The organism is Pseudomonas morbosilactucae (assembly GCF_023241665.1).
Classification (GTDB): domain Bacteria; phylum Pseudomonadota; class Gammaproteobacteria; order Pseudomonadales; family Pseudomonadaceae; genus Aquipseudomonas; species Aquipseudomonas morbosilactucae.
Genome location: NZ_JALQCX010000022.1, coordinates 51511 through 76377 on the forward strand (window position 1 = coordinate 51511; position 24867 = coordinate 76377).

20 protein-coding genes and 1 pseudogene are annotated in these 24867 nt (G+C 64.5%); 8 read left to right on the top strand and 13 right to left on the bottom strand.

All coding sequences use genetic code 11. The annotated features are described in order from the left end of the window. Nucleotides 1–21 precede the first annotated feature (21 nt). Nucleotides 22–1248, bottom strand: coding sequence for an EAL domain-containing response regulator (locus M1B35_RS13385; protein ID WP_259740378.1), 1227 nt, complete (start codon nt 1246–1248; stop codon nt 22–24). A 297-nt stretch (nt 1249–1545) separates the two neighbouring features. Between M1B35_RS13385 and M1B35_RS13390 the strand changes: the two genes are divergently transcribed. The 3 genes from M1B35_RS13390 to M1B35_RS13400 all read left to right on the top strand — a co-directional run bounded on the left by M1B35_RS13390 (nt 1546) and on the right by M1B35_RS13400 (nt 8089). Then, complete coding sequence (locus M1B35_RS13390; protein ID WP_268262162.1) at nt 1546–5172, top strand: transporter substrate-binding domain-containing protein; 3627 nt, start codon at nt 1546–1548, stop codon at nt 5170–5172. A gap of 149 nt (nt 5173–5321) precedes the next feature. Then, a complete protein-coding gene (locus M1B35_RS13395; protein ID WP_268262163.1) occupies nt 5322–7484 on the top strand; it encodes a TonB-dependent receptor in 2163 nt (720 codons plus the stop codon). 113 nt (nt 7485–7597) lie between these two features. Next, nucleotides 7598–8089: a DUF1543 domain-containing protein gene (locus M1B35_RS13400; RefSeq protein ID WP_268262164.1), complete on the top strand. Its 492-nt coding sequence runs from the start codon at nt 7598–7600 to the stop codon at nt 8087–8089. A gap of 41 nt (nt 8090–8130) precedes the next feature. On the opposite strand, the gene M1B35_RS13405 is transcribed toward M1B35_RS13400, so the two are convergent. After that, nucleotides 8131–9060: a LysR substrate-binding domain-containing protein gene (locus tag M1B35_RS13405; protein ID WP_268262165.1), complete on the bottom strand. Its 930-nt coding sequence runs from the start codon at nt 9058–9060 to the stop codon at nt 8131–8133. A 158-nt stretch (nt 9061–9218) separates the two neighbouring features. Between M1B35_RS13405 and M1B35_RS13410 the strand changes: the two genes are divergently transcribed. Then, on the top strand, nt 9219–9845 hold the full coding sequence (locus M1B35_RS13410) for a LysE family translocator (protein WP_268262185.1): 627 nt from the start codon (nt 9219–9221) through the stop codon (nt 9843–9845). A gap of 6 nt (nt 9846–9851) precedes the next feature. Here M1B35_RS13410 and dmeF read toward each other — a convergent pair whose 3' ends face one another. Together dmeF and M1B35_RS13420 are read right to left on the bottom strand one after the other, a co-directional pair. Continuing rightward, nucleotides 9852–10817, bottom strand: a complete 966-nt coding sequence (dmeF, locus tag M1B35_RS13415; protein ID WP_268262166.1) for a CDF family Co(II)/Ni(II) efflux transporter DmeF — start codon at nt 10815–10817, stop codon at nt 9852–9854. Between the two features lie 14 nt (nt 10818–10831). Beyond that, nucleotides 10832–11104 carry a metal/formaldehyde-sensitive transcriptional repressor gene (locus M1B35_RS13420; RefSeq protein WP_123331909.1) on the bottom strand — a complete coding sequence of 91 codons (273 nt, stop codon included), beginning with the start codon at nt 11102–11104 and terminating at the stop codon, nt 10832–10834. Nucleotides 11105–11316: 212 nt separating this feature from the next. On the opposite strand from M1B35_RS13420, the gene M1B35_RS13425 reads away from it, so the two are divergent. Further along, a complete protein-coding gene (locus tag M1B35_RS13425; RefSeq protein ID WP_268262167.1) occupies nt 11317–12618 on the top strand; it encodes a diguanylate cyclase domain-containing protein in 1302 nt (433 codons plus the stop codon). Nucleotides 12619–12707: 89 nt separating this feature from the next. Here M1B35_RS13425 and M1B35_RS13430 read toward each other — a convergent pair whose 3' ends face one another. The 9 genes and pseudogenes from M1B35_RS13430 to M1B35_RS13465 form a co-directional block, all read right to left on the bottom strand. Beyond that, complete coding sequence (locus tag M1B35_RS13430; RefSeq protein ID WP_123331907.1) at nt 12708–13046, bottom strand: FKBP-type peptidyl-prolyl cis-trans isomerase; 339 nt, start codon at nt 13044–13046, stop codon at nt 12708–12710. Nucleotides 13047–13122: 76 nt separating this feature from the next. Beyond that, nucleotides 13123–13515 (bottom strand): Imm10 family immunity protein, encoded by a 393-nt coding sequence (locus tag M1B35_RS13435; RefSeq protein ID WP_123331905.1) that lies wholly within the window; start codon nt 13513–13515, stop codon nt 13123–13125. A 67-nt stretch (nt 13516–13582) separates the two neighbouring features. Then, entirely contained in the window at nt 13583–14014 is a 432-nt protein-coding gene (locus tag M1B35_RS13440) for a DUF4265 domain-containing protein (protein ID WP_123331903.1), read from the bottom strand. A 121-nt stretch (nt 14015–14135) separates the two neighbouring features. After that, nucleotides 14136–14957, bottom strand: a complete 822-nt coding sequence (locus M1B35_RS32210; protein WP_425273407.1) for a methyl-accepting chemotaxis protein — start codon at nt 14955–14957, stop codon at nt 14136–14138. Nucleotides 14958–14993: 36 nt separating this feature from the next. Then, nucleotides 14994–15824: pseudogene (locus M1B35_RS32215) on the bottom strand (cache domain-containing protein); the annotation flags it as partial. 44 nt (nt 15825–15868) lie between these two features. After that, complete coding sequence (locus tag M1B35_RS13450; protein ID WP_123331900.1) at nt 15869–17122, bottom strand: OprD family porin; 1254 nt, start codon at nt 17120–17122, stop codon at nt 15869–15871. A gap of 106 nt (nt 17123–17228) precedes the next feature. Further along, entirely contained in the window at nt 17229–18533 is a 1305-nt protein-coding gene (locus M1B35_RS13455) for a CitMHS family transporter (protein ID WP_123331898.1), read from the bottom strand. Nucleotides 18534–18672: 139 nt separating this feature from the next. Then, complete coding sequence (locus M1B35_RS13460; protein ID WP_123331896.1) at nt 18673–19998, bottom strand: dicarboxylate/amino acid:cation symporter; 1326 nt, start codon at nt 19996–19998, stop codon at nt 18673–18675. A 48-nt stretch (nt 19999–20046) separates the two neighbouring features. Then, nucleotides 20047–21129 (bottom strand): 4-oxalomesaconate tautomerase, encoded by a 1083-nt coding sequence (locus tag M1B35_RS13465; RefSeq protein WP_123331894.1) that lies wholly within the window; start codon nt 21127–21129, stop codon nt 20047–20049. 170 nt (nt 21130–21299) lie between these two features. Here M1B35_RS13465 and M1B35_RS13470 point away from each other — a divergent pair, with 170 nt between their 5' ends. The 3 genes from M1B35_RS13470 to M1B35_RS13480 all read left to right on the top strand — a co-directional run bounded on the left by M1B35_RS13470 (nt 21300) and on the right by M1B35_RS13480 (nt 24842). Continuing rightward, nucleotides 21300–22190, top strand: coding sequence for a LysR family transcriptional regulator (locus M1B35_RS13470; protein ID WP_268262169.1), 891 nt, complete (start codon nt 21300–21302; stop codon nt 22188–22190). Nucleotides 22191–22292: 102 nt separating this feature from the next. Then, nucleotides 22293–22889, top strand: a complete 597-nt coding sequence (locus M1B35_RS13475; protein ID WP_268262170.1) for a LemA family protein — start codon at nt 22293–22295, stop codon at nt 22887–22889. Nucleotides 22890–22913: 24 nt separating this feature from the next. After that, nucleotides 22914–24842, top strand: coding sequence for a M48 family metallopeptidase (locus tag M1B35_RS13480; protein WP_268262171.1), 1929 nt, complete (start codon nt 22914–22916; stop codon nt 24840–24842). Nucleotides 24843–24867 lie beyond the last annotated feature (25 nt).

Below are 24867 nucleotides of genomic sequence, written 5' to 3' on the forward strand. Positions count from 1 at the left end.
GGCAGCCGCGGAGGCGCTCGTCTACTGCCCGGTGAGCATGCCGCCACGGGGCCAGGCCAGCAGGTCGGCCTCGGGCATCGGCCGGGCGTATTCATAGCCCTGGCCCAGGGTGCAGCCCATTTCCAGCAAGAGGCGGCACTCCAGGGCCGTCTCCACGCCCTCCACCACCAGGCTCATGTCCAGGTTGCGGGCCAGGGCCAGGGCCGCGCCGACCACCGCCCGGCAACGGGGCTGGCTCACCAGCTCGCGAACGAAGTGGGCATCGAGTTTGATCTGGTTGAAGGGCAACTCGCACAGGCGCTGCAGGGAGGAATAACCGGCGCCAAAATCGTCGATGGCCAGGTTGCACTCCATCATGCGCAGGCGCACCAGGTTCTCCAGGCTGATGGCCGGGGCCTGCACCAGGCCGACCTCGGTGATTTCAAAGGTCAGCAGGCGCGGCGGGATGCGGTGCCGCTCGATGGCCGCGCGAATCCAGTTCACCACATCGCTCGAGGCCAGTTGCCGTGGCTGCAGGTTGAAGGCCAGCTCCAGGGGTTCGCCCGCTTGCAACAGGCGCTGTTGCAGCGCCATGCCCTGCTCCAGTTGCTGCAGGAACACCCGATCCAACAGGCCTTCGGCTTCCAATGCGTCGAGAAACACCGCCGGGGCCAACACCCCGTGCTGCGGGTGCTGCCAGCGCATCAGCACTTCGGCGCCGCAACAACGGCGGCTGCTCATCTCGAACTTGGGTTGGTAGTAGGCGATGAATTCACCTCGCTCGACGCCACGGTGCAAGTCCTCGCGACTGACCCCGATCAAGGGGCGCGGCGCCGACTCGGGTTGCTGCCAATGCCGCTGCAGATAGAGTTCGAGCATGCCGCGCATGGCCGATAACGGCGCCGGCTTGCTCACATCCCCCAGCACCACCAGGCCCAGCAGGCTGATCATCTGCAACACCGCGCGCCGCAGGTCGGACTCGATCAGGCTGAACAGGATCACCGCTCGCAGCAGGCGGGCGTCACTGGCCCGACGCAGGAATTCCAGGCCGTCCATGCCGGGCATCTGCAAGTCGCACAGTACGATATCGACTGCGCCGTGCTCCTGCAGCAGGCTCAAGGCGCTGACCCCGTCAGACGCTGCCAGGGGCTCGACCGCACCCAGGCGCAGCAACTGTTCGACGGCCAGCATCTGCTGCACGGGATGGTCTTCCAGAACAAGTATCTTCAAGGTATTCAAGCGCGCACCCTGGGTAACCGGTACTGCCAATATTGAACGCCTGGACGGCCACTGAATCCGCTTGGCGGCGACCGTCCGACACCCCCCGCTGACGCTGTGCGGATAACCCAAGCGTATCGCTAACCGCAAGCCGGTCAAGGCGCCGGCAACACCTTCGGTCTGCCCACAACAACGGGCTTGTCCGAGGCGCGACCCTCCAGGAAAATAAGCCGATTTGGCACCAACCCTTGATCTATATTGAGACTCAGCATGGGCCGCCAGACCTTGTGCAGCCTGCGTCCTCCCCCTTCGACCGATCCTTGTGCCGTGATCCGCCCAGGAGCCCCAATGCCTCGTTTTCTTCTGCTGGCGCTGATGTGGCTGGCCTGCCTCCCGGCCCTGGGCGACGCCACCACTCCCTTGCAACTGCTCGACTACGAATCGCCCCACCACCCCGACCTGCGCCTGAACGCCGACGACCGGCAATGGCTGCGGGACAAGCGCGAACTGGTCCTGGGCACCTCACGCGAGCAACTGGCGCCCCTGGAAATGCTCAACGAGTCCAACGAGTACGAAGGCATCACCGCCGACTACCTTGGCCTGCTGGCGGACGCCTTGGGGGTGAAGGTCAGCCTCCGTGCCTATGAAACCCGTGAGCAGGTCTTCCACGCCCTGGCCAACGGCGAGATCGATTTCATGGGCCGCGTCACCGCCAGCGCCGCCCAGCAGCACCACCTGTTGCAGAGCCAAAGCTACCTGGTCAATCGCCCGACCCTGGTGGCCCGCCTGGGGGATGCGCCGTCGCTGAAAAATGGCCTGCAGGACCGCCGGCTGGCCATTTCCCTGGACACCATCACCCTGCCCGTCGCCCAGGCCATGTACCCCAAGGCCCGGATCGACAGCTACAGCACCGCGGATGCCGCCATGGCGGCCGTGGCCTTCGGTGATGCCGATGTGTTGCTGAGCGATGCGGTCACGGCGCAGTTCCTGATCTCGCGCAACTACAGCGACTACCTGCGCATCATCTACAGCGGCCCGGCCAGCGTCTCGGGCTTTGCCTTCGCCATCAACCCGGGCAACCCACGGTTGCAGCGCCTGATCGACACGGCGCTGCAATCGATCAACAAAGAGCAGGACGTCAGCATCCGCAATCGCTGGGGCGATCGCCTGCTGCTGAGCATGGAGAAAACCAACCTCACGGCCGATGAACAACGCTGGATCGAAAAGAACCCGGTGGTGCACATCGGCATTCACCGTTACCTGCCGCCGATGTCCTACTTCGACGCCGATGGCAATTACCTGGGGATCACCGCCGACCTGCTGGCCATGCTGGAGGCCAAGACCGGGCTGACCTTTGAAATCCACACTCGGCCCAGCTTCACGGAGCTCAACGAGGCTGTGCGCGAAGGCCTGGTGCAGATGGTGGCCGATCGGGCGCGCAACCCTGAACGCGAGGCCTATCTGCAATTCACCCGGCCCTACCTCGTGGGCCCTTACATGCTGATTACCCGCGACGGACCCGATGCGCCGAAAAGCCTGGAAGACATGGCCGGCAAGACCCTACTGATTGGCAGCGGCCATGCCTTGGTGCCGCTGCTGCGCCAACGCTATCCGCAGATCCGGATCAAGGAAGCCCAGACCAACTTCGAAGCCCTGACCCTGCTGCGCGAGCGTCAGGCCGACGCTGCCGTGCAAGCGGAAATCGCCGTCAGTTTCAACTTGCCACGCATCAGGGAGGACCGGCTCAAGGTCAGGTCGGCCCTCAACCTGCCGCTGCTCAACGAAACCTTTGGCATCCGCCGCGACCAGGTGGAACTGTTCAGCATCATCGACAAATCCCTGCGCAGCATATCCCCCGACGCCCTCACTGAACTCAACAACCGCTGGCGCTCGAAGGCGGCGGTCGCCCCACCGTCCTGGCGCGACTACCGCACCACCCTCTACCTGGCCGGCGTCGGCTCGGCGCTGTTGCTGTTGATCGCCCTGGCCTGGGGCTACGCCATGCGCCGCCAAGTCAGCCAGCGCGAACGGGCCGAACAGGCCCTCAACGACCAACTGCGTTTTATGGACGCATTGATCAACGGCACGCCGAACCCGATCTATGTGCGCGACCTCAACCGCCGCCTGGTGATCTGCAACGACAGCTACCTCAAGGCCATGGGCGCCGATCGCCAGAGCATGCTGGGCACCAGCCTCGACCAACTGGCGGTGCCCGAGGCCCCACTGTTCGCCGAAGACTTCAAGACCATCCTCGCTGGCGGCCAACCGCTGCTGATCGACCGTGAAGTGCACATCCGCGGCCAGCGCCTGAACATCTACCACTGGATGCTGCCGTACCGAAATGCCCAGGGTGACATCCAGGGCATCATCGGGGGCTGGCTGGACATCAGCGAGCGCCAGCAACTGCTGGAGGAACTGACCCAGGCCAAAAACGACGCCGACAAGGCCAATCGGGCCAAGACCACCTTCCTGGCGACCATGAGCCACGAAATCCGCACCCCCATGAGCGCGGTGATCGGCATGCTCGAACTGGCCCTCAAGCGCGCCGACCAGGGCCAGTTCGACCGCCCTTCGATCGAGGTGGCCTACGGATCGGCCCTGGGCCTGCTGGACCTGATCGGCGACATCCTCGACATCGCGCGCATTGAAAGCGGGCGTCTGAGCCTGAGCCCGGAACGAGCCAACCTGCAGGAGCTGGTGGGGTCGGTGATCCGGATGTTCGACGGCCTGGCCCGGCAAAAAGGCTTGCGCCTGGAGCTGGAACTGGCCGGTGATACCCACAGCGATGTGCTGGTGGACCCGCTGCGCTTCAAGCAGGTGCTGTCCAATCTGATCAGCAACGCCATCAAGTTCACCGAACAGGGCGGCATTCAGGTGCGCCTGGAGGCCCAGGCCGAGGGGCCGCAGCGGCTGCTGGTGCAACTGTCGATCAAGGACAGCGGCATCGGCATCAACGCCGAAGACCAGCAACGGTTGTTCCAGCCCTTCAGCCAGGTGCCCGGCCAGCACCAACACGCCCGCTCCGGCACCGGCCTGGGCCTGGCCATCTGCCGCACCCTGTGCGAAATGATGGGGGGCCAACTGGAGCTGCACAGCCAGCCCGGCCACGGCACCACCCTGCGGGTGCAACTGCCGTTGAGCCGCCTGGACCCGCTGCCCCTGGTGCCCCGGCCAGCCCAGGCGCCCAGCGAACCTCCCGCCAAGCAGGCACTGCACATCCTGGTGGTGGACGACAGCCAGGCCAACCGTCAGTTGCTGTGTGAACAACTGCGCTTTCTCGACTACTCCCTGGACCAGGCGCAGAACGGCGTCGAGGGCTTTGAACGCTGGCAGCAGCAGGCATTCGACGTGGTCATCAGCGACTGCAACATGCCGCTGATGAGTGGTTACGACCTGACCCGCAAGATCCGCCAGGCGGAGCGCGATCAGGGACGCCCGGCGACGACGATTTTCGGCTTCACCGCCAACGTCCACCCCGATGAGGAGCAGCGCTGCCTCGACGCCGGTATGAACGGCTGCATCTTCAAGCCCATCGCCTTGCCCGACCTGGACCGTTGCCTGCGCCAGCTAGCGCCCCTGCCCCCACGACCGGCCCAGGCACCGCCGACGACGATCCGCTACGACATACAGCAACTGGACCACCTGACGGGCGGCGACCCCGCCGCCATCCAGCGCATGTTGCAAGGGCTCTTGCACAGCAACCGCCTGGACCTGGCGCAGGTCCGCCAGTTGCAGTCGGGGAATAACCCCAAAGGTATCGCCGAACTGGCCCACCGGGTCCGCGGCGCGGCACGCATCATCAAGGCCCAGGCCCTGATCGAGCACTGTGAGTCCCTGGAACTGGCCTGCAGCCAGGGCAGCGCCATCGCTCAGGTCCAAGCGGCTCTGGCCCGACTGGAGCAGGCCATGGTCGAACTGGATCAAGACTTGTTGGCCCTGAGCACGCGCCAACCTTCGCCAAATACGCAACAATAAGTTTCAAACATCCTCTAAAAACAACAAAATGTTACTAATTTCAGAATAACCTCAAGCAATTGTTGTAAATTTCGTAAAGATCCTTCGGTATCCAAACCCTTACAAATAGCATCGCTTCGCATTCAATCTTCTTTGCGAGCACTGCCCTCATGACCGAAAAATACCGTAGCGCGTTCGCCAGATCGCCGTTGTACAGCGCCCTCGGCCTCGCCGCCTGCAGCTCCCTCAGCCAGGCCGCCGAGGACGCCGAGCCCCACATCCCCAACGCGCTGCAACTGGACCCGATCCAGGTCAGCGGCAAACAGCACGCCCCCTACAAGGTCGATCACGCCTCCTCGCCGAAACTCGGCGAACCGCTGCTGGAGACGCCCCGCTCCATCACCATCATCAATGAGCAATTGATCAAGGAACGCGGCGCCACTTCACTGACCGACGTGTTGCGCACCACCCCGGGCATTACCCTGGGCGCCGGTGAAGGGGGGACGCCCCTGGGGGACCGGCCCTTCATTCGCGGCTTCGAAGCCAGCACCGACATCCAGATCGACGGCGTTCGCGACCTGGGCCGGGCGTCCCACGAGGCCTTCAACCTGGAGTCCATCGAAATCCTCAAAGGCCCCGGCTCCGCCTATTCCGGCCGAGGCTCCACCGGCGGCAGCCTGAACCTGGTGAGCAAGTCGGCAGGCACCGAAGACTTTGTCGCCGGCAGCATGACCCTGGGTTCCGACAGCCTGTGGCGCCACACCCTGGACGTGAACCAGTACTTTCCCGAGCAGGACCTGGCCTTGCGCCTCAACGCGATGAAGCATGAAGCCGACACGCCGGGCCGCGACGGGGTGGACGTCAGCCGCTGGGGCATTGCCCCGACAATGACCTGGGGCCTGTCGGGCCCGACCCGGATCAGCGCCAGCTACTACCACCTGCAAAGTGATGACATTCCGGACCAGGGCCACCCCATTTCCAACGTCACCCAGCGACCGGCCAAGGTCGATCGCGACAATTTCTACGGCCTGCTGGAACGGGATTTCCGCAAGACCTCGGCCGACATCGCCACCTTGCGGCTGGAGCATGATTTCAGCGCCGACCTGACCTTGCGCAACACCCTGCGCGGCGGACGCTCGATGCAGGACTACGTGATGAGCCGGCCGATCATGACCGCCGCCCAGGAACAGGCCGGTCAGGTCCAGCGCGGCTTCCGCGCGCGCAACGTGGTCAACGACTCCCTGATCAACCAGACCGACCTGTTCGGCACGCTGCACACCGGCGGGCTCGAACACCGCTACTCGCTGGGCCTGGAACTGAGCCGTGAAACCATCACCACACGGGACAAGCACGCGGGCAGCAACGGCCCGCTGGGCGACTTGCACAACCCCGATGCCCACGACAGCGGCTGGACACTGAGGCGGGGCAGCGGTGCAGTGACCAGCCAATACCGCACCGACGTGGCGTCGCTGTATGCCTTCGATACCCTGAAACTGCATGAGCAGTGGGACCTGAACCTGGGCCTGCGCTACGACGACTACCAGGTCAAGGACCGCCTGCAGCAAGGGGTCGGCTCCTCCAGCGAGCTGTGGAACTACCAGGCCGGCATCGTCTACAAGCCTCGGCCCAACGGTTCGGTCTACCTGTCCTACGGCACCTCGTCCAACCCGTCGGGGGAAAACACCCAATCCGGCGGAGCCGATGGCGCCGGGGCCGGCAACCTGGGCAACAACAAGGCCCACCTCGATCCGGAGAAAACCCGCAGCCTGGAACTGGGCACCAAGTGGGATGTATTCAATGAACAGCTGTCCCTCACGGCAGCGGTGTTCCGCACGGAAAAAACCAACGCCCGGGTCACCGACCCCAGCACCGGGCTGGTGGCCCTGGATGGCAACCAGCGGGTGACGGGTATCGAACTGGGCGCCACCGGGCGCCTGACGGACAAATGGGCGGTCTGGGCCGGCTACACCTACCTCGACGCCGAGGTGGTGAAGTCCGGTGGCGACGCCCGCAACGACGGCAACCAGGCCAAGTTCATCGCCCCCAACAGCTTCAGCTTGTGGACCCGCTACGACCTCGACCCACGCTGGAGCATTGGCGGCGGTGCCACCTACATGGATGCGCGCTACATGAACGATGCCAACACCATCAGCGTGCCGGACTACTGGCGCTACGACGCGATGCTCGGCTACAAGGTCAACAAGAACCTCGACCTGCAGCTCAACGTCATGAACCTGACCGACGAGACTATCTACGACGCCTCCCACGTCGGGATGTTCGCCACCGTGGCGCCCGGCCGCTCCGCCGAGCTGAGCGCCCACTTCAAGTTCTAGAACCCCCGCCCCGATCCAGGGCCCGCAGCCACCCTGCGGGCCCCGGGCACTTGTGGTGGGCCGTGCATCTGGAGTAAAAGCCACGGCCCTGCCCCCCAGAAAAAGGAACACCCATGCTGTTTGTGGTGCTGCTCGGCGGTAAACACCCGCGCGCGCGAATCGAGGTCCACGATGTGGCCTTTGCCGTGGCGGACAACCTGCAAGCCACCTACCCGCAACTGCGCGAAAGCTGGTTCGGCAGCGCCAAGGGGCTGCACATTGATGCCTGGATGCAGGTCGACGGGGTCGATCAATGGAAGGTCGAACTGAGCCCCCTGGCACCGGCGCCCGACGCCCCGCGCCTGTTCTTTATCAACCTGGGCGGCTACGAAGCCGCGACCTTTGGCGAGGCCCATCATTACGGGCTGGTGGTCGCCCGCAACAAGACCGAAGCCAAGGCCCTGGGCAAGCGCCAGATGCTCCCGCGCTGGCAAAAAGGCCACACCGACGCCCTGCTGGATGTGGATGACTGCCTGCCCATCGACCTGGTGCAAGGGCGTTACGTGCACCTGGTGCAAGCGCCCCACGACGGTATCCGCCAGCAGAACGATTACATCCTGCTGTGAGTGGGCGAAGCGCATCCGACCTTTGAACAGCCCCCGTCGGGCTAGGGCCCAGGGTTGAGTAAACGCACAGTCAGCCCGTCCACCGTCGGCACATCCCCCAGCAGGAACTCCCGCAACTGGTGGATGCGCTGCGGGCGCGGGTGCTCCCGCAGCCACACCAGGTAATAGCTGTCACCGGTGGCCACAGCGCTGTCGAACGGCAGGCTGATCTGCCCATCACGCACGGCCTGGGCCACCAGGTGCAGGTCACCGATGGACAGGCCATGACCGCCCATGGCGGCTGAAATCGCCTGGTCCAGGGTGTCGAAGACCTTGCCCCGATCCAGCCGCACCTCGTCCGCCAGCCCTTGGGGCCGCAGCCAGCGACGCCAATCACGGCGATCCGCCGAAGGGTGGATCAGCTCCGCGTCCTGGAGCCGTTGCAGGTCCCAGGCCGGCGAGCCTTCGGGCTCTGGGGCGCAGATCGGCACCAACCATTCATCGAACAACTTGCAGGCCTCCACCCCGGGGCCGAAATGGCCGTTGCCCAGAAGGATCGCGCAGTCGTAGGGCTCGGCGTAGAAGTCCACGCTGTCCACGTCCATCCACACGCTGACCAGTTGCACCGCCAGCTCCGGGCTGCGGGATTTGAGGCTGTCCAGGGCCCTCAGCAGCCAGCGCATGGTCAGGGTCGACGGCGCCTTCAAGCGCAATTGGCCGTCCTGGCTGCGCAGGGGCAGGCAGGCGTCTTCGATGATCCGGAAGCCCACCTTGAGCTCGCGGGCCAGGCGCTGCCCGGCGTCGGTCAGGGCCAGGTGCGGACCGTTGCGCTCGAACAGGCGACAGCCGAACAGGCCCTCCAGGGTCCGAACATGGCGACTGATCGCACTCGGGGTCAGGGACAGCGCCTCGGCGGCGCGGGTGAAAGAACCACTGCGGGCAGCGACCTCAAAGGCGCGCAAGGCGTACAGCGGCGGCAGGGGTTCGGTCATGGGCAGTGACTCATGATGATTAATACTCACAGTAGCTCACAGCATAAAGCGTTTTTCAATGCCGTCCCCGCCCCTCAAGCTTGCCCGATCTACCCTGTACCAGAGCCCTTACTCGGTGTGGACAGGCTTCAACCCGGCAAGGCAAACCCCGCATGAATCTGGATTTTTCATTACTGCTGCTCTACGTCTTCAGCGTCTTCACCCTGGTGGCCACCCCGGGCCCGGTGGTGGCGCTGATCCTTAACACCAGCCTGCGCCACGGCGCCCGGCGCGCTGCCCTGACGGCCTTGGGCAGCAATGCCGCCTCCCTGATCCTGGCCCTGCTGGCGATGCTGATCCTGCGCGGTGGCCTGGCCCTGGACCCGCGCCTGCTGCACGGCATCAGCCTGTTGGGTTGTGGGTTTATCGGCTATCTGGGGCTGCAGGGGCTGGCGGCCGCCAGGCACCCCGGGGAGCTGGCGACGGTTGCCACTCGGGGGCTCGGCGGCGGGCTGGGCAAGGGCTTTGCCGTGGGCATCGCCAACCCCAAGGACATTCTGTTTTTTGTCGCCTTCTTCCCCCAGTTCATCGGCATCAGCCCGCACTTCGGCAGCAGCGTGGCCTGCCTGGTGGGATTCTGGGTACTGATCGACTGCGCGGTGCTGGCGACCTACATCGCCCTGGCGCGCCAGGGCTTTGCCCTCCAGTACCAACGCCTGCTCAGCGGCCTGTCGAGCCTGGTGCTGCTAGCGGTGGCGCTGATGGGCGCGGTGTATTCCGGGCTGGCGTTGTCGGGCGCGGCGTAAAGGCGCTTACAGGCTGCGGTATTCCAGGGTCAGGTGCGTCAACTCATGCACCGGTGCCAAACGCTCGCGCAACGCTTCGGCACTCAGGGAGGCCGGGGCCAGCACGCTGACGATGGCCGCCCGCGCCTGGGGGCCGACCTGCCACACATGCAGGTCAGTGATGCGTGCATCTCCTGGGGCCTCGACCAACTGGCGGATCTCGGCGGCCAGGGGCTCGTCGCTGGCATCCAACAACACCGCGGCACTGGACTTGAGCAGGCTGTAGGCCCAGCGCGCAATCACCAGGCCGCCCACCAGGCCCATCAACGGATCCAGCCAGACCCAGCCCAGGTAACGCCCGGCGAGCAAGGCGGCAATCGCCAGCACCGAGGTCAGGGCATCGGCCAGCACATGCACATAGGCCGAACGCAGGTTGTTGTCGTGCTGGTGGGCCGGGCCATGATCCGGGTGCGGGTGCGGGTGGTCGTGAGCATGGCCATGATGATCGTGATGATCATGACCGGCATGCTGATGGCTGCCCGATAACAAGAAGGCACTGAGGATATTCACCGCCAAGCCCAGCACGGCGATCAGGGTCGCTTCGGTGAACGCCACCTGGGTCGGCTGCCACAGCCGCAACAGCGATTCGGCGCCAATGCCCAGGGCCACCAGAGCGAGAATCATCGCCGAGGCAAACCCCGCCAAGTCACCGACCTTGCCGGTGCCAAAACTGAAACGAGCACTGCTGGCATGGCGCCGGGCAAAACCATAGGCCGCAGCGGCAATGCCCAAGGCACCGGCGTGGGTCGCCATGTGAAAACCGTCGGCCAGCAAGGCCATGGAGCCGGTGATGTAGCCAGCGGCGATCTCGCCCACCATCATCACCAGGGTCAACGCCACCACCCACAGGGTGCGCCGGGCGTTTTCATCGTGGCCAGCACCGAGGAACTGGTGCTCGTGGGTCAAGCGCGATGCGTGTGCGGAAAGGCTCATGGGCTCGACCTCAATCAGGAATAACGGCGAATGGCTTGCAACAGTTCGTCCACGCCCTGGGCCCGTTCCTCATCGCTGAGCTCGGGGTTGGCCACATGCTCCAGGGCATGGGCCTCGATGATTTCCCCCATCAGGCCATTGATGGCGCCTCGGGTGGCGGCCACCAAGTGCAGGGTCTTGGCGCATTCGGCGCCGGACTCCAGGGCCCGCTCCACCGCCTGGACCTGGCCGAGAATGCGCCGGACGCGTTTGAGCAGCTCATCTTTCTGTGCGTGAGTGTGCGACATACCCCTACCCCCTATACCTATAGGCTCGGCATAGTTACCCATCCCGGCGTTGCGCACAATCCTCGGCGCAAAAAAATGCCGGCGCCGGCCCGCCCCCCAGAAAACGGCCGGTTTACCTGGCCGAAAATGCTGCTGTGCCCCAAGTCCCTGGAGTAATATGGCGCCGCGTCACAACCCCCTCAGGACACCCTGTTCATGCTGTTGCCGACCCGATGAGCACTGCCTTGCTCAACCTTGTGCTGGCCCTCGCCCTGGTCTTGCTGGGCCTGTTTGCGCTCTGGCGCGAGCATCAGGCGCGCCAGCAACGGCGGCGCTATCGGCAATTGGCCGAGCGCCTGACTGATGGCCTGTTGCTGACCGACGCCAAGGGCATCGTGCGCCAGCACAATCGCCTGGCGGCCACGCTCCTGGGCCAGGCCGACACATCGCTCAAAGGGTCGACGCTGGCCCGCTGGTTTCCCCGGCTCGACGAAGCCGCCCACGATGGCGGGCGCCAACGCACCCTGGTGGTTCGCGGCGACGGCGAACAGCGCTCGACAGACATCACTTACCTGCCGGCCGCCGATGGCGGCGGCAGCCTGTTGCTGCTGCACCCGACCCGGGAAGCCCCGGCCAGCCCGGACGACGCCGAGCGCTACAAGCGCAGCCAGTACTTCGCGCGGATCGGCACCTGGGACTGGGACGTCGACACCGAGAAGCTGTTCTGGTCGGAAGCCATCTACGGCATGTTCGGCTTCAAGGTCGGCGAGGTGGTGCCCTCCTACCAACTCTTCTGTTCCTGCGTGCACCCCGAGGACCGGGCCAAGGTGCGCGCCGGGGAAGTTCGCTGCCTGGAAACCGGGCAGAACCACGATGAGGAATACCGGGTGATCTGGCCGGACGGCAGCATCCACTGGCTGCGGGAAACCGGCAACGTGGTGAAGAACGTCCACGACACCACCATCAAGATGATGGGCGTGGTGCGCGACATCACCGACGAAAAAGTCTCCGCCAGCCAGTTGCACCATCTGGCGCACTTCGATGCCCTGACCGGCCTGCCCAACCGCCTGGTATTGGAAAGCCGCCTGGCCAATGCCCTTGAACAGGCGCGCCGCAACGACACCCGGGTGGCCCTGGTGTTTGTCGACCTCAATGGGTTCAAGGCCATCAATGACCAGTACGGCCACGCCGCTGGTGACCGGGTGCTGACGGCCACTGCCGAGCGTTTGAAAAATATCCTGCGGGTGTCCGACACCGTGGCGCGGATCGGCGGCGACGAATTCGTGGTGATCCTCGAAGGCCTGACCCCGGGCAGCAGCCTGCAAGACGAGGCCCACCGCATCTGTGAAAAGATCTTCAGCGAACTGGCGCCGCCCCTGACCATCGGCAACGACCTGCGCTCCATCGACAGCAGCCTCGGGGTCGCGGTGTTCCCCGACCATGGGCCGACCATGGATCAGTTGATCCACATCGCCGACCTGGCCATGTACGAAGCCAAGCGCAGCGGCAACAACCAGTACCGACTGGGCCACTGACCGCACTAAGGGCGGAACGCGGAGCGGCCCCGGCTGGGTTACCACGCAGAGCGTGGGAATGCCGCCCGTAACGCTAGAGCTGGACGCGATCAGTCGTCGCGGGTCAGCACTTCCAGCAGCTCGAGCTCGAACACCAGGTTGGCGTTCGGCGGGATCGCGCCCATGCTGCGTTCGCCGTAGCCCAGGTGCGCCGGCACCAGCAGCTTGCGCTTGCCGCCGACTTTCATGCCCATCAGCCCCTGGTCCCAACCCTTGATCACTCGGCCGGTGCCAATCACGCACTGGAACGGCTTGCCGCGCTCATAGGACGAGTCGAACGGCGTGCCGTCCTCCAGAAAACCCCGGTACTGGGTGGTGATCAAGGCGCCCTTGACTGCCTCCTTGCCATCGCCCAGCTGGATATCGATCACCTGCAATTGGTCGCTCATCGCTCACTCTCATTCAACCATCGCCCCGTTTGGGGACTGCGGGCAGCGTTTTCGCAGAATTGCCGGCGCTTGGCAATCACTCCGGCTGTTTCTGGAGAAGGGTCGTGGTGTCGAGAAACATCTGCGTCAGCGCCGCCTGCACGGCTTCGACCGGTGCCAGTTCCACGTCCCACTGCACCTCCAGGCTGGGCAGCGCCTGGCACCAGGCAACCGCCGGGGAAAAGTGCAGGGTCAGGCGGCCCGGCGCCAACAGCGCTCGCTCGATGCCGCCGTAGCCGGCCAGCCCTTGCCCACCCAGCTCCACGTAGTAGCTGTCCATGCCCAAGGCCACGTCCTGCTCGTCAACGTCCTCGGCACGCTGCAACAGCAGATAGTGCTCGGGCTGCGCCGCGTCATCGGCGAACCCCAGAATCTGTACCTCGTCCTCGGTGTAGGCACTGTAGGTGGTTGCCTGAAACATCCAACTCATGACAACTGACTCCTTTCCAAGGGCCATGCCTGCCAGCCCCTGGCCGACCGGCAGGCGGTAAAGGCCGTCACTGACGCAACAGCCCGGTTTCATAGTCCAGCCATTCCTCTTCGAAGGCCTGCGACAGGTACTCCAGTACGCGGTCCAACGACACGGCAGCGGGCACATTGACCGAATGGAACAGTGCGCTGAACCCTTCCCAGCGGCAGCCCATGTCAACCAACCGTTCCAGGACTTCGGCCACTCGCGCCTTGCCGGCCGCCATGAATATCAGGCGCAAGGTGCTGTTGCCGCTGCTGCGGGCGACCTGATGAAACCACTTCAAGCCGTCCTCTTCCACGCGCACTTCAACCTCATCCTCCAGGCAAACCTCCTGGGAATAGAACGGAATATTGGCGATGCGGTAGAACCCTGAGGGCTGTAGCTCGGCCCAGACACCTTCACTGGATGCCGGCGGATAGTCGTCGACGACCGCCAACCTGAGCATGATCTTGTCCATCACCTGTCCCTGGCACGCTAAAAAGAGGTTCCCGGCGCTGGTCACGCCGTGGAACGGGGAGTGCTTTTTCGCAGAATTGCCGACGCATGGCAATTCGTGTCGCTCACCGCCAACCCGTGGCTCAGATCCTGAACTGCCCCACCAGGGTTTCCAGGCGATGGCCGATGCCGTACAGGTCTTCCACGGTCCTGACCCCAAGCTGGCTCTGTTCGGCCACAGCGTCGATGGCCCGGGCGATCTGGTGCACGCTGCGGTTGATCGCCTCAGCCACGGAAGTCTGCTCCTCGGCGGCACTGGCGATGTGGGCGTTCATGGCGTTGATGGTGGCGATCAGCTCAACGATCTCGCCCAGCGCCTGCCCGGCCTGGTCGGCCTGGACACTGGCGCCCTGCCCGGCCCGGCTGGATTGTTCCATGGCCCCGACCACGCTGCCGGTGGCGCGCTTGAGGCGCTCGACCATGCCGTGGATTTCCGCGGTGCTGCCCTGGGTACGGCTGGCCAGGGCACGGACTTCATCGGCGACCACGGCAAAGCCGCGGCCGGCCTCCCCGGCCCGGGCGGCTTCGATGGCGGCGTTGAGGGCCAACAGGTTGGTCTGCTCGGCAATCGCGCGGATCACATCAAGCACGGTGACGATGGCCGCCACATCGGTTTGCAACCCTTGCAGGGACACACCGCTGTGGCCCAGGTCCGCGGTGAGCACCTGAATCCGCGCCACACTGGCGTCCACCACACTTCGCGCCTGGCGCGACTGGCGATCACTGGCCAATGCCGCGACCGAGGCGTTCTGGGCACTGCCGGCCACCTCCTGGGCCGCCGACGACATCTGGTTGATGGCCGCCGCCACCTGTTCGGTTTCCTGGCGTTGCTGCGCCATGGCCTGGTCCATCTGCCGGCTCTGCTCGGCCACATGGCCCACGGCGCCGTTGAGCTGGCGGGTCATATCGGCGATCTGGCTGACCAGCCCATGGATGGTGTCGACAAAACCATTGAACGACGCCGCCAGTTGCCCCAGCTCATCGTCACGGGTCACCACCAGGCGCCGGGTCAGGTCACCGCCGCCCGCGGCGATTTCATCGAGGCTCTGGCGAATCCGGGTCAAGGGCCGCAGGCTGCCGTTGACCAGCCACAGGGCCAGGGCTCCGAGGCCGAGCCACAGCACCAGGGCGCTCAGGGCAATGCCCAACAACAGTTGCCGCACACGCTGGTGGATGTCGGTACGCACCTGCTCGACCTGAGCGTCGATGCGGTCCAGGTTGATGGCGGTGACCACCACCAGGTCCCACTTGGCCAGGTAAAAACTGTAGGCCAGCTTGGGCACCACCTGATCGGTGTTGACCAGAGCCCCGGCGTACTCGACGAAGTGGCTGTCGTTCTTCGCCGCCGCCACCATCTCGCGGTTCAGGTAGACGCCATTGCGGTCCTTGCGCTCGCTCATGTTGCTGCCCACGCCTTCACGGCTGTCACCGCGAAACAGGCGCACCACCTGGCTGTCGTAGCCGATGAAGTAACCGTCCTCGGCGTACTTGATCTGTGACAGCCGGGCAATGGCCTGGGCGCGGCTGGCCAGGTCCCCAGCGCTCGCCGAGGCATAGAGATCGGCCACGGCGGTGCGCGCGATGGCGGCGTAGTCCGTCAACCGCGAACGGCTTTCCTGGAGCAGCCGCTCGCGGGTCTGGCCCACTTCCTGCTCGGCCTGGGACAACAGGGTGAAACTGATGCCAAGGCTCAGCAGCACGGCCAGCACCAGCACCGGCAACAGGCTCAGCAGGAGCATTTTGCGTTTGAACGACATGCCGCACTCCTTCATCAGAACAGCGCTGCCCGCCCGGGCGGCAGGCAGCGGACGGCGCCTTACCAGAGGGCGATGTCGTAGGTGAAGTAGATGCGGTTGCTGTCGCGCCCACGGGAGAAGTCCGAGCGGTACACGTAGTTGCGCAGCTTGACCCCCAACCCTTTGAAAGTGCCCTGCTGCACCACGTAGGCCAGCTCGGCATCACGCTCCCATTCCTTGATCGCGGTGTCGGACTGGCCGTCGTTGCCGCTCAGGTAACGGGTGGAAAACGTCAGCCCCGGCACGCCAAGGGTGGCGAAGTTGTAGCCGTAGCTGAGCATCCAGGTCTTCTCGCCCTCCTCGATGAATTTGCCGATGCCGACGTTGCTGAAGGAATAAACCGTGGCGCCGCTGATATAAGGCAGGCCGGCGTCGCCGCTGAGCTTTTGGTAACCGCCGCCGAAGGTGTGGCCGGCAATGGCGTAGGAAAGCTGGCCGCTGAGCAGGTTGTTGTCGATCTTGCCGCCGTAGGCCGATCCGCTGTCGCTGCTGTGGAAGTAGCGCAGATCACTGGTCAATACCCCGCTGCCCAGGGGCAGGTCGTGCTGCACGCCGGCGAAGTTCTGCCGGTAGAAGTTTTCCAGCTCGCCATGGAAGTAGCTCAGGCGCAGGTTCTTGCCCCATTTGTAATCGGCCCCGGCATAGCGGAAGTCCCCGGATTTGTCGCCGCCGTAACCGTCAGGCACCAGCGCCACGCTGTCGGTGGAATCGCGCAGCTTGAAACGGTCCAGGTAGCCGCCGGTCAGGGTCAGGTTTTCAATGTCGCTGCTGGTGACCTGGGTGCCTTGGTAGGTCTGGGGCAGCAGGCGTGCATCGTTGTAGATCAGCACTGGGTTCTTGGGCAGCAAGGTGCCGTATTTGAGGGTGGTCTTGGCCAGGCGCACCTTGGCCGTGGCCCCGGCGCTGGCGAACTCGCCGGCCGCACGCCCATCGTCATGCACCGGCATCAAGCCCGTGCCGCTGCGGCCACGACCGGAATCGAGCTTGACCCCCAGCAGGCCCAGGGCATCGACCCCGAAGCCAAGGGTGCCCGGGGTGAAGCCGGACTGGTAATCCAACAGAAAGCCCTGGGCCCACTCGGTGCGCTCGCTCTTGGCGGTGCGCGCCGCCCGGGCGCTCATGCCGTGTTCGTCGCGGAAGTTTTCGTTGAAATAGACGTTGCGCAGTTGCAGCTTGAGGCTGCTGTCGTCGATGAAGTCACTGGCCTGGGCCGCTGCCAGGGGCAGCAGGCTCAAGCATGGAAAAAGCGCCCCGCGAATCAGAAAATGGCTCATGTCGTACTACTCGTTGTTGTTATGGATTGTTTTTATTCAGGGTGCAGCTCGCCCCGCGCCTGGCTCGGCAGGCGCGTGATGGAACAGCGATGGACTTGGGGTTGAATCAGACGAACAGGGTCAGGGCACCGGTGAGCAAGGCCAGGGCGGTAATCACCAGGGACGTCAGCACCGCCCATTTCACCGTGGCTTTCTGGAAGTCGCCGATGTCCCGATCGACCATGCCCACCAGCAGCAGGGTCGAGGCCACCAACGGGCTCATCAGGTGCACCGGCTGGCCGAGGATCGAGGCCCGGGCGATTTCCAGGGGCGAGATGCCGTAGGCGGCTGCGGCGTTGGCCAGGATCGGCACCACGCCGAAGTAGTAGGCGTCGTTGGACAGGACAAAGGTCAACGGCATGCTGGTGATCGCCACCACCAACGGGAACAGGTGGCCCCAGGACGGCGGGATCCATTCCACCAGGGTCTGGGCCAGGGCATCGACCATCTTGGTGCCGGAGAAAATCCCGGCAAAGATACCGGCGGCGAACACCAGCAGGACCACGGTCATGGCGTTGCCCGAGTGGGCCAGGATGCGTTCCTTCTGAATGTCCAGTTGCGGGTAGTTGATCATCAGCGCCAGGACGAAGCCGATCAGGAACAGGATGGCCGAGTGCATCAGCCCCATTACCAGGGCGGTCATCACCGCGATCACCAGCAGCAGGTTGATGTAGGCCAGCTTCGGCCGCTTGTGCGGGGTGTCTTCCAGAATGGCCTTGATGTAGCAGTCACCGCCGCCGCTTTGCAGCTCGGTGTTGCCAATGCGCTTGCGCTCGGCGCGGCCCAACAGGTAGGCGACGAACACCACCCAGACAGCACCACCGATCATGGTCGGCAACAACGGCACGAAGTACTCGCCGGCATCCAGGCCGAGGGCGGCAATGGCTCGGGTCGCCGGGCCGCCCCAGGGGGTCATGCCGCTCATGATGCTCAGGGACAGCATGGCGATGGTGGCCAGGATCATCGGGTTCATGCCGATGCGCTTGTACAACGGCAGCATCGCCGCGCAAGTGATCATGTAGGTGGTGGTGCCGTCGCCGTCCAGGGCCACCACCAGCGACAGCAAGGCGGTGCCGATGGCGATTTTCGCCGGGTCGCCGTTGACCCGTTTGAGGATCTTGCGGATCAGCGGGTCGAACAGCCCGGCGTCGATCATCAGGCCGAAGAACAGAATGGCGAACAGCAGCAGTGCGGCAGACGGGGCGACCATTTTCAGGCCGTCGAGCATCATCTTGCCGGTGGTGCCGCCAAAGCCGCCGATCACCGCGAAGACGATGGGCACCACCGTCAGGGCGACGATGGGCGACAGGCGCTTGGTCATGATCAGGAAGGTGAAGACCACCACCATGGCGAGGCCGAGCAAAGCGAGCATAGGTCGATTCTCTTGTTGTTATGGACAGCGTGGCCGACGCGCAGGCGCACGGCCCCCTGGGCGCTGGGCGATCCGATCAACGGGGCCCGGCGCAGGCATTGAGTGAAGGTGTTGGGGTGCAGCGGGACTGCGTGGGCGTTTAGCTGTGCTTAGGCGCCATCACCGCGTCCCGGGTTTCATCGACAGCGGCTGTAAGCACGGGCGCGGGATGGCCGTCGAGGGTGTCGAGCAACACCTGGCGGTCGCAGGCGTTTTCCGAGATCGAAATCACCACCGTGGCCACGGCGTTGCTGGCCAGGCTGGTGAGGGCGCGGGCTTCGGACATGAAGCGGTCGATGCCGATCAGCAGCGCCAGGCCGGCCAGGGGAATGTCGTGGATCACGGTCAAGGTCGAGGCCAGGGCCACAAAGCCGCTGCCGGTCACCCCCGCCGCGCCCTTGGAGGACAGCAACATGATCGCCAGCATGGTGATGACCTGCCCGGCACTGAGGTCGATGTTGCAAGCCTGGGCAATGAAGATCGCCGCCAGGGACAGGTAGATCGCCGTGCCGTCGAGGTTGAACGAATAGCCGGTAGGCAAGACCAACCCCACCACGCTTTTCTTGCAGCCCAGGGCCTGGAGTTTTTCCAGCATGCGCGGCATGACCGGCTCGGTGGACGAGGTGCCCAGCACCACCAGGAACTCTTCACGCAGGTAGCGCAGCAGCTTCCACAGGCTGAAGCCGTGGGCCCGGCAAATGCTGCCCAGGACCACGAAGACAAAGAAGCCGCAGGCGATGTAGAGGGTCATGATCAGCTTGGCCAGCGAGCCCAGGGACGTGATCCCGTACTGGCCCACGGTAAAGGCCAGGGCGCCAAACGCACCGATGGGGGCGAAGCGCATCAGGTAGGAGAAGATCTTGAACACCATCTGCGAGGCCGATTCCAGCACGTCCAGCACTGGTTTGCCACGCTCGCCCAGGGACGATAGGGCAAAGCCGCAGAGCACCGCGATAAACAGCACCGGCAGCACCTCGCCTTTATTGAAAGCGCCGATAAAGGTCTCGGGAATAATGTGCATGAAGAACTCCACCACCCCCAGTTTGGCCGCCGAGTCGGTGTACTGGGACAGGCCCTGGGTGCTCAGCCGGCTCGGGTCGATGTTCATCCCCGCGCCAGGCTGGAACAGGTACACCGCCCCCAGGCCGATAAACAGGCTGATCACGGTCAAGCCCAGAAACAGCAGCATGGTCTTGCTCAACAGGCGACCCAGGGAACGCTTGTCGCTCATGCCGGCGATGCCGGTGACGATGGTGCAAAACACCACCGGCGCGATCATCATTTTGATCAGCTTGATAAAGGCGTCACCCAGGGGTTTCAGGGCGATGGCCTGTTGGGCCCAGAAGTGCCCCACCAACACGCCGAGGAACACAGCGCAGAGGATCTGGAAGTAGAGCGATTTAACGACTTTCATGGCATCACCCATTTTTTAGAATTGTTCTGATGCAACAGCAACTGGAGCTACAAGCGCCGACTAGCCAGCCAGGCGCTGCGAGGCTGGGGCGTAGACAAACCCGGAGAACAGCCGGCGAGCGGTACGCACCACCGAGGCGCGGATGGTCTCGGCGTTTTTTCCGGTGTAGGACAATACGACATCTATGCCCCCGCTGGGGTGTTCGATACGGACCTTTTGCAGGCGTGGCTCACTGGCCCCGCCCAGCAAATCGGCGACCACGCTGCCGGCCGTGACGCAGGCCGTGGCCAGGCCGATGGAGCCGGTAATGGCCAAGGCCCGGTGGCAGTTGTGGGGCATGAAGTAGCGCACCGAAATCGTGCCGCCCGCCTGGGCCTGGGACACCAGCACCGGCTTGGGAATCACCTTGTCGCTGACGTCCCCCAGGCCCATGGCCAGGCCCGCCTGCAGGCGCAGGCTTTCCAGGCGCTGGAGGAACAATGGGTCAGCGTCCAGTTCGGCCGGGCTCTCATCGCCACGCTTGCCCAACTGGGCGGCCTGCACCAGGACCATGGGCATGGCCATGTCGATGCAGGTCACCGGAATACCGTCGATCACATCCTGGGTATGGCCGGTGGGAAACAACTGGCCGGTCTTGCTGCCGGCCGCATCAAGAAAGGTCAAGGCCACCGGAGCAGCAGTGCCCGGCACGCCGTCGATGGCGGTATCGCCTTCGTAGCTGACCTTGCCGTCTGGCGTCTGCACTTCAGCGTTCACAAAGGTGCCGGTGTTGAGGTTGCGAATCCGCACCCGGGTCAGGTTGCCCGAGGCCTTGACCAGCCCCTGCTCAATGGCGAACGGGCCGACCGCGCAAAGCATGTTGCCGCAGTTGGGCGCCGTGTCGACGCGACGCTGGGAGACCATGACCTGCACAAATAGGTAGTCGACGTCGGCGTCCGGGTGCAGGGACGGGCTGACAATCGCCACCTTGCTGGTTTGCGGGCTGCCGCCACCGATGCCGTCGATTTCCAACTCATGGCCGGAGCCCATCAGGTTGAGCAGCAACTCGTCGCGCTCAGGGATGGCCAGCGGCAGGTCCCAGGCCAGGAACACGGGCCCCTTGGAGGTACCGCCGCGCATCAACACACAAGGAATTCGTTGCATGACCACTGACTCTTGTTAATCAATCGGGGTAATTGATGTTCTGGAAACAAGAGTGTCAGGGTTTCAAAAGTGTTTCCAATGCAAAGATCAGAGCGATTATTGCGTTTGACGAATGAATTAAATATCGTGTTGCACAACGTTCAACCCGTCGCCCGCGTTGAGGAAAGACCATGGAATATGAGCTCCAGGACATAAGATCTTTCGTGAAAATCGCCGAACTGGGGAGTTTTCACGAAGCTGCCGATGCCTTGCACCTGTCGCAACCCGCCCTTAGCCGGCGTATCAAGAAGCTTGAAGAGGGCCTGGGCACCGCCCTCCTCGACCGCACCACGCGCAAAGTCAGCCTGACCAGCGTCGGCCGCGACTTCCTGCCCAAGGCCCGGCGCCTGCTGGACGATTTCGACGACTCGATCCTCAACATCCGCGAGCTGGCGGAACGGCAGATCGGCCAGGTGACCCTGGCCTGCATCCCCACGGCGGCGTTCTATTTCCTGCCCTCGGTGATCCGCCTGTACAACGAGCGCTACCCGAAAATCCGCATCCGCCTGCTCGACCTCAGTGCCAACGAAGGCCTGGAGGCGGTGCTACGGGGCGAGGCGGACTTCGGCATCAACATGATGAGCGGCCAGCACCCCGACATCGAGTTCGTGCCCCTGGTCAACGAGCCCTTTGTCCTGGCCTGCCGCCGCGACCATGAACTGGCCAAGCGCAGCTCGGTGACGTGGTCCGAACTCAGCGATTACCGCTTGATCGGCGTGGGTCGCCTGAGCGGCAACCGCATGCTGCTGGACCACGCTTTGTCCGGCTTGAGCTGGCGCCCGCAGTGGTTCTACGAGGTGCAGCACCTGTCCACATCCCTGGGCATGGTGGAAGCCGGCCTCGGTGTTTCGGCCATGCCGAGCTTGGCCATGCCGGCGGCGGACCACCCGACCCTGGTGAGCATTCCGCTGCACGAGCCGGTGGTCAATCGCACCCTGGGCCTGGTGTATCGACGGGGGGCGTCACTGTCGCCGGCGGCGGAAAAATTCGTCTCGATCCTGCTGGAGCAATGGCCCCATTGAGTGCACGGGCCACCAGGCCCTGCTGAGAATTTTCCAGCCCCCTGGGGCGGCCATTCGGTTAACATGGCGCCCCGAAAAACGCCCCTCGATAAGGACATCTCCATGGCTTCTTCCACCGTTATCACCCTGGTCGTCCTGGCCATACTGGTGCTTGGCGCCATCAGCATCTACAACACCCTGGTCAACCGTCGCAACCGCTTGCAGAACGCCTTCGCCCAGATCGAAGTCCAGCTCAAGCGCCGCTATGACCTGATCCCCAACCTGGTGGAAACCGCCAAGGCCTACCTCAAGCACGAGCGTGAAACCCTCGAAGCCGTGACCAACGCCCGCAACACCGCGCTGGCCGGTCTCAAGGCACTGTCGGCTCAACCGGGCAACGCCCAGGGCATGAGCCAACTGGGCCAGGCCGAAGGCGCATTGACCAGTGCCATGAGCCGCCTGAACCTGACCATGGAAGCCTACCCGGAGCTGAAGTCGTCGCAGAACATGCAGCAACTCAGCGAAGAGCTGAGCAGCACCGAAAACAAGCTGGCCTTCGCCCGCCAGGCCTACAACGACGCCGTCATGGCCTACAACAGCTACCGCCAGAGCTTCCCGCCGGTGATGTTGGCCGGCCTCTTCGGCCATGGCAGCGATGCCAGCCTGCTGGAGTTCGCTGACACGGTGGCCATCCAGGCGGCCCCCAAGGTGACGTTCTAAGCGATGGCGCCCATGGATGGCCCGATGAACTTCTTCCAACATCAGGCCCGCGCCAAGCGCCGCACCCTGACGCTGGTGCTGTTGATGGTGCTGGCGGTGATCTCGCTGATCGCGATCACCAGCGTGGTGCTGCTCCTGATCTGGCAGCAGGTCCAGCAGGAATTCAAGATCGAGGAACCGGTCAACTGGCACTGGGTGCCGTATATCGCCGCGGCGGTGCTGCTGGTGGTGATCGTTTCCAGCCTGGCCAAGCACTCCGAGCTGCTGGACGGCGGCAAGGCCGTGGCCAAGCGTCTCGGCGGCCGCTTGATCAACCTGGCGCCCCAGGGCCTGGACGAACAGCGGCTGCTCAATGTGGTCGAGGAAATGGCCCTGGCGTCCGGCACCGTGGTGCCCTCGGTGTACGTCCTCGAAGATGTCGGAATCAACGCCTTCGCCGCCGGGCTGACGCCCCAGGACGCGGTGATCGGCGTCACTCGCGGAGCACTCATGGTGCTCAGCCGTGACGAACTACAGGGGGTCATTGCCCACGAGTTCAGCCACATCTACAACGGCGACATGCGCCTCAATACCCAACTGGTGGCGATCGTCCACGGCATCCTGGTGATCGAGTTGCTGGGCGATAGCATTGCCAACGGTTCCAACTCCCTGAATGACAATGTCGGGCGCAACAAGGTCGGTGCTGTCGGGGTGTTCATTGGTATCACCCTGGTGTTCCTGGGGTCCGTGGGCACGATGTTCGGCAACAGGATCAAGGGCGCCATCAGCCGAGAGCGCGAGTTTCTCGCCGACGCCTCGGCGGTGCAGTTCACCCGTAACCCGGACGGCCTGCTCGGCGCGCTGAAAAAGATCGGCGGTTATGCCGCCCGCTCGAAACTCGATGCCCCCCATAGCGCCGAATTCAGCCACCTGTACTTCAGCGAAGGCGTGAAGCTTTCCGCCGATGGCAAGTCGGCGACCCACCCGCCCCTGGAAGAGCGCATCCGCCGCCTGGACCCGCAGTGGGATGGCCAGTTTCCCAGCGTCGCCGCCATAGAGCTGCCCAGCCCGCCGGCGTCCCAGGGACTGGACAGCTCGGGGGTGTTCAGCCGCTTGCCGCCGGCCGCCAGTGAACTGGTGTTCGACCTGGCAGCGGTGCAACAGTCGATCACCAGTATCGGCGCACCGCAACACCAGCACCTGCAGGCCGCGCAACAGACCCTCAACCGCCTGGAAGCGCCGCTCAGGGAGCACGCCCGCAGCAGCGTCGGGGCCCAGGCCCTGGTCTACGGCTTGCTGCTCTCGGCTGTGGCCGCAGTGCGCAGCCGCCAGCTCGAACCACTGGCCCAGAGCGCCCCGGCCGATGTGTTGGGCGCCATCGATGCGCTGAGCGAACCTCTGGCCCGTCTCGACCTGGGCCTGCGCTTGCCGCTGCTGGACCTGGCGATCCCGGCCCTCCGGCAATTGCAGCCGGACGCCCTGAAAACCTTTATGGCCAACCTGCAACGGCTAGTCGATGCAGACGGCGAAGTCGAACTGCTGGAGTGGACCCTGTTGCGCATCGTGCAGCGCCATGTCGAAGGCCTGCCGGCCAGCGAATACAAATGGGGCCTGTTCCAGCGCAGCGAAGAGGTTGCGATCCTCCTCGGCGCCCTGGCCAGCGCCGGCCAGTCGAGTGCGGAGCAGGCGCGCCTGGCCCTGGACGCGGCGTGGAGTGAACTGACCTTCGAACAGCCGCAGGGCCTGGACATCGACCTCGCGCACCTCGACGCGGCCTTGGTGCGCCTGCGCCAACTGATGCCGGAAGAACGCCCGGCACTGCTCAGTGCCATGGCGCGCTGCATTGCCTACGACGGCCAGGTCACGGTGGCCGAAGCCGAGTTGATGCGGGCCGTGGCGGACCTGCTGGAGTGCCCGATGCCGCCGTTGCTGGCACCGTCACCGCCCCCGCAGGCCATGGCGGCCACGTCTTGAACCACCAGCACGCGGACGCCCTTCA

Bases quoted from the DNA above. Each gene is read 5' to 3' on its own strand.
- M1B35_RS32210 (WP_425273407.1), bottom strand. From the start codon at position 14,957: ATGACCCGCCAGCTCAACGGCGCCGTGGGCCATGTGGCCGAGCAGAGC.
- M1B35_RS13390 (WP_268262162.1), top strand. From the start codon at position 1,546: ATGCCTCGTTTTCTTCTGCTGGCGCTGATGTGGCTGGCCTGCCTCCCG.
- M1B35_RS13430 (WP_123331907.1), bottom strand. From the start codon at position 13,046: ATGAGCGACCAATTGCAGGTGATCGATATCCAGCTGGGCGATGGCAAG.
- M1B35_RS13395 (WP_268262163.1), top strand. From the start codon at position 5,322: ATGACCGAAAAATACCGTAGCGCGTTCGCCAGATCGCCGTTGTACAGC.
- M1B35_RS13480 (WP_268262171.1), top strand. From the start codon at position 22,914: ATGAACTTCTTCCAACATCAGGCCCGCGCCAAGCGCCGCACCCTGACG.
- M1B35_RS13405 (WP_268262165.1), bottom strand. From the start codon at position 9,060: ATGACCGAACCCCTGCCGCCGCTGTACGCCTTGCGCGCCTTTGAGGTC.
- M1B35_RS13425 (WP_268262167.1), top strand. From the start codon at position 11,317: ATGAGCACTGCCTTGCTCAACCTTGTGCTGGCCCTCGCCCTGGTCTTG.
- M1B35_RS13475 (WP_268262170.1), top strand. From the start codon at position 22,293: ATGGCTTCTTCCACCGTTATCACCCTGGTCGTCCTGGCCATACTGGTG.
- M1B35_RS13450 (WP_123331900.1), bottom strand. From the start codon at position 17,122: ATGAGCCATTTTCTGATTCGCGGGGCGCTTTTTCCATGCTTGAGCCTG.
- M1B35_RS13460 (WP_123331896.1), bottom strand. From the start codon at position 19,998: ATGGGTGATGCCATGAAAGTCGTTAAATCGCTCTACTTCCAGATCCTC.
- M1B35_RS13400 (WP_268262164.1), top strand. From the start codon at position 7,598: ATGCTGTTTGTGGTGCTGCTCGGCGGTAAACACCCGCGCGCGCGAATC.
- M1B35_RS13435 (WP_123331905.1), bottom strand. From the start codon at position 13,515: ATGAGTTGGATGTTTCAGGCAACCACCTACAGTGCCTACACCGAGGAC.
- M1B35_RS13455 (WP_123331898.1), bottom strand. From the start codon at position 18,533: ATGCTCGCTTTGCTCGGCCTCGCCATGGTGGTGGTCTTCACCTTCCTG.
- M1B35_RS13420 (WP_123331909.1), bottom strand. From the start codon at position 11,104: ATGTCGCACACTCACGCACAGAAAGATGAGCTGCTCAAACGCGTCCGG.
- M1B35_RS13465 (WP_123331894.1), bottom strand. From the start codon at position 21,129: ATGCAACGAATTCCTTGTGTGTTGATGCGCGGCGGTACCTCCAAGGGG.
- dmeF (WP_268262166.1), bottom strand. From the start codon at position 10,817: ATGAGCCTTTCCGCACACGCATCGCGCTTGACCCACGAGCACCAGTTC.
- M1B35_RS13470 (WP_268262169.1), top strand. From the start codon at position 21,300: ATGGAATATGAGCTCCAGGACATAAGATCTTTCGTGAAAATCGCCGAA.
- M1B35_RS13440 (WP_123331903.1), bottom strand. From the start codon at position 14,014: ATGGACAAGATCATGCTCAGGTTGGCGGTCGTCGACGACTATCCGCCG.